Below are 5,815 nucleotides of genomic sequence, written 5' to 3' on the forward strand. Positions count from 1 at the left end.
CAACACCATGATTCCACGTATATCTGAGATCGATGCGACACAACAGCTGTATTTACAGTTTATTGAGCGGCTGAAAGCGGACGGGTTTGAAGGGGATCTAAGCCCGGACTACGCGAACCGTGTTGTATTGGCAACAGATAACAGCATCTATCAAATGTTGCCGCAGGGCGTTTTGTACCCGAAAACGCTGACTGATCTTGTACGCATTGCTAAGTTGTCGGATCAACGGGAGTATGTCGAAGTGGTATTGAGTCCACGCGGTGGCGGCACAGGTACGAACGGTCAGTCACTGACTGATGGCTTGCTGGTGGATGTGTCCCGACATATGAATCAGGTATTGGAGATCAATGCGGATGAGCGTTGGGTACGCGTGCAGGGCGGGGTGGTTAAGGATCAGCTAAACGCAGCACTTAAACCGTATGGTTTTTTCTTTGCGCCTGAGTTGTCGACCAGTAACCGGGCTACGGTGGGCGGTATGATCAATACCGATGCCAGTGGTCAGGGTTCATGTATGTACGGCAAAACCCGTGACCATGTGCTGGAGCTGAAGTCTGTATTCCTTGATGGCACAGTTTGGGAATCGGCTCCAATCACAGCGGATGAACTGGAAACGATCAAACAGCGTAGTGACCGGGTGGGCGAAGCCCATCGTGTGGTCGATGAAATTTTTACCACCAAGAAAGAGCTGATCGAGGCTAAGTTTCCGAAATTAAACCGCTGTCTGACCGGTTACGATCTGGCTCATATCTATGATGAAAATGGTCAATTTAATCTGAATTCTGTTTTGTGTGGCGCAGAAGGGTCACTGGCGTTTATCGCTGAAGCGAAACTCAATGTGCTGCCAATCCCAAAGTATGCGGCGTTGGTCAACGTTAAGTACGACAGCTTCGAAACCTCTCTACGCGATGCGACGACGTTAATGGAGTATGCCCCAACGTCGATAGAAACCGTTGATTCCAAAGTATTAAACCTGGCAATGGGCGATATTATCTGGGATACCGTTGCTGACTATTTTCCTACATCTGAAGGCGAACCTGAGATCAGCGGGATCAATCTGGTGGAATATACCGGAGATGACGAAGCGGAGTTGCGCGCTAAGGTTGAAAAACTGACCACACACTTGACTCAAGTCGCAGGTGATACCGGTAAGAGCTTTGGTCATTCTGTGGTGTATGGCGCTGCAGAGATCAGTAAAGTCTGGGCAATGCGCAAAAAGGCGGTCGGTCTGTTGGGTAATGCCAAAGGCCAGAAGCGTCCAATTCCATTTGTAGAAGATACTGCGGTACCGCCGGAAAACCTGGCTGACTTTATTATGGAATTCCGTGCAGTACTCGATGAGCGCGATCTGGCATACGGTATGTTTGGCCATGTCGATGCGGGCGTACTGCACGTCCGTCCTGCAATGGATATGAAGGATGAAGTTCAGGAACCGCTTATTCGTGAAGTGACGGATCAAGTGGTCGCGCTGACCCAAAAATATAAAGGTCTGCTGTGGGGTGAGCATGGTAAAGGCGTACGTTCCGAATATGCCCCGGAGTTCTTTGGTGAGCTTTATGCGGATATTCAGCGTATCAAAGGCTGCTTTGATCCGCGTAACCAACTGAATCCGGGCAAAATTGCTACCCCTGCAATTGAAGGTGCAGAACTGCTGAAGATTGATGCTGTGCCAACCCGTGGCCAGTATGATCGCCAGATCGATCCGAATACATTCCAGTATTATGATGCTGCGATGTACTGTAACGGTAACGGCGCTTGCTATAACTACGATCCGAATGATGCGATGTGTCCATCCTGGAAAGCAACACGGGAACGTGTTCACTCGCCGAAGGGGCGTGCGTCATTGATTCGCGAATGGACACGACTGATGTCCAAACAGGGTGTCGATCTGGTCGCGGAAAGCGCAAAAGTGAAGTCGGAGTCTTTTATCCGCAGCTTGCCGCGCAAGCTTAAAAACACACTGGCCAAACGCCGTGGTGAGTACGACTTCAACCATGAAGTGTACGACGCAATGAAGGGGTGTCTGGCGTGTAAGTCCTGTGTTGGGCAGTGTCCGATTAAGGTGAACGTTCCGGACTTCCGTTCCCGTTTCCTTGAAAGCTATCACGGTCGTTATCTGCGTCCCTTAAAAGACTATATGGTAGGCAGCCTGGAGCTGATGATTCCGTATCTGGCGAAATTTCCTGCACCTTATAACTGGGCAATGCGCAATGGAACAATGCAGAAGCTGTTTCATAAATATATGGGCATGGTGGATAGCCCGTCCATATGCACTCATAGCCTGAAACAGGGAATGGAGCAGCGGGGCGTCGATTTCGCGACCATGGACCAGGTTAGCCGTATGAGTGCAGCCCAGCGTGAGAAAGCGGTCATTATTGTACAGGATGCCTTTACCAGCTACTTCGAAACTCAGCTGGTGCTGGATCTGATTGATCTACTGAATAGCCTGGGGTTCTATGTGCTGGTTGCACCATTTAAACCAAACGGTAAACCGTTACACGTGCACGGCTTTATGGATCAGTTTGAGCGTATCGCAAAACAAAATCGTGAAATGCTCAACGAACTTGCAGATACTGGAATCGATCTGATCGGTATCGATCCGTCTATGACGCTGACTTATCGACAGGAATACAGCTACGGAAATACCGAAGAGCAGCCACCGGTGAAGCTGATTCAGGAGTGGTTAGCGAGCAACCTGACGATGCTTGAAAACGTAGCAGGTATCCTTCCCGACGGTGAGTATAAGTTGATGGCACACTGCACGGAGAAAACTTCTGCGGCACCGTCAATTAAAAACTGGCAGGCAATTTTTAGTGCATTGGGGCAAAAGCTGGAAGTGGTTGCAACAGGTTGTTGTGGAATGTCCGGAACCTATGGGCACGAAGCGGATAATTACGATACCTCCCGTAAGATCTACGAAATGAGTTGGGCTGATGTGGTCAATAACCCAGAGAATAAGGGTAAGTTGGTCGCCACGGGTTACTCCTGCCGATCACAGGTGAAGCGTCAGGATGAACAGCAGCTGCCTCATCCTGTACAGGCATTGTTGGACGTGTTGCAGCGCGTTTGCTAACGATGCTAGTTGTCGCACCCCGCAGTTGCCATTACATAATGAGATAACGGCTGCGGGATGCCCCTCCCCATCTGAATAGAGAGGTTTCATCGAATGTCCGTCAGTCAGGAAAAGTGGAATAGCCGTTACCGAAATAAAGGTGACAAGCGCCCAACAGTGCCGGGATATCTGCAACGTAGTCTTAGCCAATTGCGGGTAGGTACTGTACTTGATGTTGCGGCAGGCGATGGGGCGGCTTCTCTTTATTTGGCCGCACAGGGCTTTGAGGTTACGGCGCTCGATATAGCTGAGCAGGGGCTGAAACGTCTGGTGGGTTTTGCTCAGGAGCAGGGGCTTCAGGTAAACACCCATGTCGGGGATCTTGAGCAGCCGAACGCATTAAGTGGATTAGCACAGTTCGACAATATTGTTATTACGCTTTATAAGCCTGAGATCGCTCTTTGGCCTGAACTGGTTGATCATCTGAAACCCGGTGGTCGTCTATTACTGACGACGTTCAACCTGGCACATCATGAAATGACGGGATTTTCTCGACGTTTTTGTCTTACACCAAATGAGCTTGAGACGATACATCCTGATCTGGAGCTGCTCGAATACAGTACGACCGATAATGATAACAGTTGGATGGATCATTATCTTTTCCAACGCCGTTGATGTCGTATCCTGTTGAGTTATATCCGTTAATGAGCGGTTTCCACCCTAAGGTTGTAGTGCAATTGCACAATAATTGGGACACACTGCATTCTCTTAAAAAGAGGTCAAAGAGTCTCTGCTGAGCCAGGCGGATTTTCGTCTACAAGGGTTTTTACACACATAATTATTCGTATAGAAAGGAGCACGCTGTGGAAGATTTGCTACCTGAACTCTGTGATCAGTTCCCTGAACTGGTACAGGTTGTTGAACCGATGTTCGGTAACTTTGGCGGTCGTGAACGTTTTGGTGGTGAAATTGTCACCCTGAAAGCGTTTGAAGATAACTCACTGGTACGTGAGCAGGTTGCGCTGCCAGGTGAAGGTAAAGTACTGGTTGTTGATGGTGGTGGCTCTATGCGTCGTGCGATGCTTGGCGACATGCTGGCTGAGAAAGCAACTAAAAATGGATGGGCCGGGATTATCATCTACGGTTGTATCCGTGATGTAAATGCGATCAGCGATCTGGATCTTGGTGTGCAGGCTTTGGGTGCACATCCGATGAAAACCGACAAGCGTGGCTTGGGTGATCTGAATGTAGATGTAACCTTTGGCGGTGTAACTTTCCGTCCGGGTGAATACGTATACGCTGATAATAACGGTGTACTGGTTTCCCCTCAGAAACTTGAAGTTGCTGAATAATACGTAATTAGCTTGCTAGAACCGGGCATACCTTTTGCCCGGTTTTTTAATTCATAATGTCTTAAACGCCCATCATCATGCTGATATAGGTCTTGGCCCCGATCCCAAAGAGGGTTAAGCCTGCAATCAACCCCAGAAAGATTAGCTTACCTACCTTATCTGCCTGAGCTTTTATCGATACGTGCCATACTGTCCATAGCTTCAGCACGACCATGCCGATTAATGCTGCAAACACCCATAACTCTGCATCAGTCCAGATGACCATTATTCATACCTGTCAGAATAAAATGTAATTGAAAAACATGTTAATCTGAACTATAACATGGCTTGTAAATACATTATAAGTGTTTGTTGCATGCACACAGGGGGAGAGATGAGTAAAAAACAAAGTAATGACGCGACCAATTTTGACACGCTCCACAGCGACTGGATGAATGTGACAAGTACTGCCGTGAATCAGGTTCACCGAGCTGATGGATACAAGGGGAAAGCTCAGGGTGAGCTGACCAGACCAAAAGCGTCATACGGAAGGAAAGATAAATGAAACGATCAGCTGCGCTTACGCCGTTGAGTCGGGAGCATCATCAGGCGTTGGTTATATCAAAACGGATATCAGATTTGGGAAGCCTATCCGACGACAGTCTGAGTCATTACTGGCAGCAGGTGAGAGACACGTTCGCTGAGGATTTGTATACCCACTTTCTGCAAGAGGAGGAGGGCTTTGGCGCTGTTCTTGAAGGAGAGCTTAAACAGCGCTTTCTTTCCGATCACGTGCGTCTGCGCGATTTGCTACAGCAGACAGATCGGGAATCGATTCTATTGTTTGCGCAGTGTTTGAAGGCGCATGTGCGTTTTGAAGAGCGCGAGCTATTTGGGTGGTTAGAACAGCATCATTCTCAATTGCTTGCGGAGGCTTTTATCCCCCATTCATAAACCGGCGAAGGAGGTTCGGATGATCAAAACTGATGTTGTTATCGTTGGTGCAGGACCCTGTGGGCTATTCCAGGTGTTTGAACTTGGGCTGTTAGGCATTCATGCGCACGTTATTGAAGCGCTCCCGTATGCCGGAGGGCAGTGTATTCAGCTGTACCCAGATAAGCCTATCTACGACATTCCGGCAATTCCTGAGATATCAGCACGGGGGCTAGTAGAAAATTTGCTCGCACAGATTCAGCCCTTTGCACCTGAGTTCCATTTTGAACAGCGAGTTATCAGTATCCAGCCTACGCCCAACGGTCGATTTACGCTTGAAACAGATACCGGCGTGCTTTTTGATACGGGTGCTGTCGTTATTGCTAGCGGCGCTGGTGCAATTCGTCCGATACAGCTGCGTGTTGATGGTATCGATCAGTTTAAAGATCAGCAGCTTTTTTACGCGGTGACTGATGAAGCACGACACCGGGGTAAACGACTC

At 48.7% G+C, this 5,815-nt stretch carries 7 protein-coding genes; 6 read left to right on the top strand and 1 reads right to left on the bottom strand.

Features of this window, described 5'->3' with window-relative positions:
- Nucleotides 1-7: 7 nt before the first annotated feature.
- From ABYW01_RS12220 to rraA, 3 genes are all read left to right on the top strand, one after another.
- A complete protein-coding gene (locus tag ABYW01_RS12220) occupies nt 8-3,070 on the top strand; it encodes an FAD-binding and (Fe-S)-binding domain-containing protein (RefSeq protein ID WP_372833038.1) in 3,063 nt (1,020 codons plus the stop codon).
- Between the two features lie 93 nt (nt 3,071-3,163).
- On the top strand, nt 3,164-3,724 hold the full coding sequence (locus ABYW01_RS12225) for a class I SAM-dependent methyltransferase (protein ID WP_372833026.1): 561 nt from the start codon (nt 3,164-3,166) through the stop codon (nt 3,722-3,724).
- Between the two features lie 188 nt (nt 3,725-3,912).
- Nucleotides 3,913-4,401, top strand: coding sequence for a ribonuclease E activity regulator RraA (gene rraA, locus ABYW01_RS12230; RefSeq protein ID WP_193951806.1), 489 nt, complete (start codon nt 3,913-3,915; stop codon nt 4,399-4,401).
- A gap of 61 nt (nt 4,402-4,462) precedes the next feature.
- Here rraA and ABYW01_RS12235 read toward each other — a convergent pair whose 3' ends face one another.
- Nucleotides 4,463-4,666: a hypothetical protein gene (locus ABYW01_RS12235; RefSeq protein ID WP_372833029.1), complete on the bottom strand. Its 204-nt coding sequence runs from the start codon at nt 4,664-4,666 to the stop codon at nt 4,463-4,465.
- A gap of 108 nt (nt 4,667-4,774) precedes the next feature.
- On the opposite strand from ABYW01_RS12235, the gene ABYW01_RS12240 reads away from it, so the two are divergent.
- From ABYW01_RS12240 to ABYW01_RS12250, 3 genes are all read left to right on the top strand, one after another.
- Nucleotides 4,775-4,945: a hypothetical protein gene (locus ABYW01_RS12240; protein WP_372833032.1), complete on the top strand. Its 171-nt coding sequence runs from the start codon at nt 4,775-4,777 to the stop codon at nt 4,943-4,945.
- Nucleotides 4,942-5,334 carry a hypothetical protein gene (locus ABYW01_RS12245; protein ID WP_372833034.1) on the top strand — a complete coding sequence of 131 codons (393 nt, stop codon included), beginning with the start codon at nt 4,942-4,944 and terminating at the stop codon, nt 5,332-5,334. The genes ABYW01_RS12240 and ABYW01_RS12245 overlap by 4 nt, the downstream gene beginning before the upstream one ends.
- A 19-nt stretch (nt 5,335-5,353) precedes the next feature.
- Nucleotides 5,354-5,815 (top strand): NAD(P)/FAD-dependent oxidoreductase (locus tag ABYW01_RS12250; RefSeq protein ID WP_372833036.1); only part of this gene is annotated, 462 nt, incomplete at its 3' end.

The organism is Pontibacterium sp., assembly GCF_041587635.1.
Classification (GTDB): Bacteria; Pseudomonadota; Gammaproteobacteria; order Pseudomonadales; family Balneatricaceae; genus Pontibacterium.

Bases quoted from the DNA above. Each gene is read 5' to 3' on its own strand.
- ABYW01_RS12245 (WP_372833034.1), top strand. From the start codon at position 4,942: ATGAAACGATCAGCTGCGCTTACGCCGTTGAGTCGGGAGCATCATCAG.
- ABYW01_RS12220 (WP_372833038.1), top strand. From the start codon at position 8: ATGATTCCACGTATATCTGAGATCGATGCGACACAACAGCTGTATTTA.
- ABYW01_RS12235 (WP_372833029.1), bottom strand. From the start codon at position 4,666: ATGGTCATCTGGACTGATGCAGAGTTATGGGTGTTTGCAGCATTAATC.
- ABYW01_RS12240 (WP_372833032.1), top strand. From the start codon at position 4,775: ATGAGTAAAAAACAAAGTAATGACGCGACCAATTTTGACACGCTCCAC.
- ABYW01_RS12225 (WP_372833026.1), top strand. From the start codon at position 3,164: ATGTCCGTCAGTCAGGAAAAGTGGAATAGCCGTTACCGAAATAAAGGT.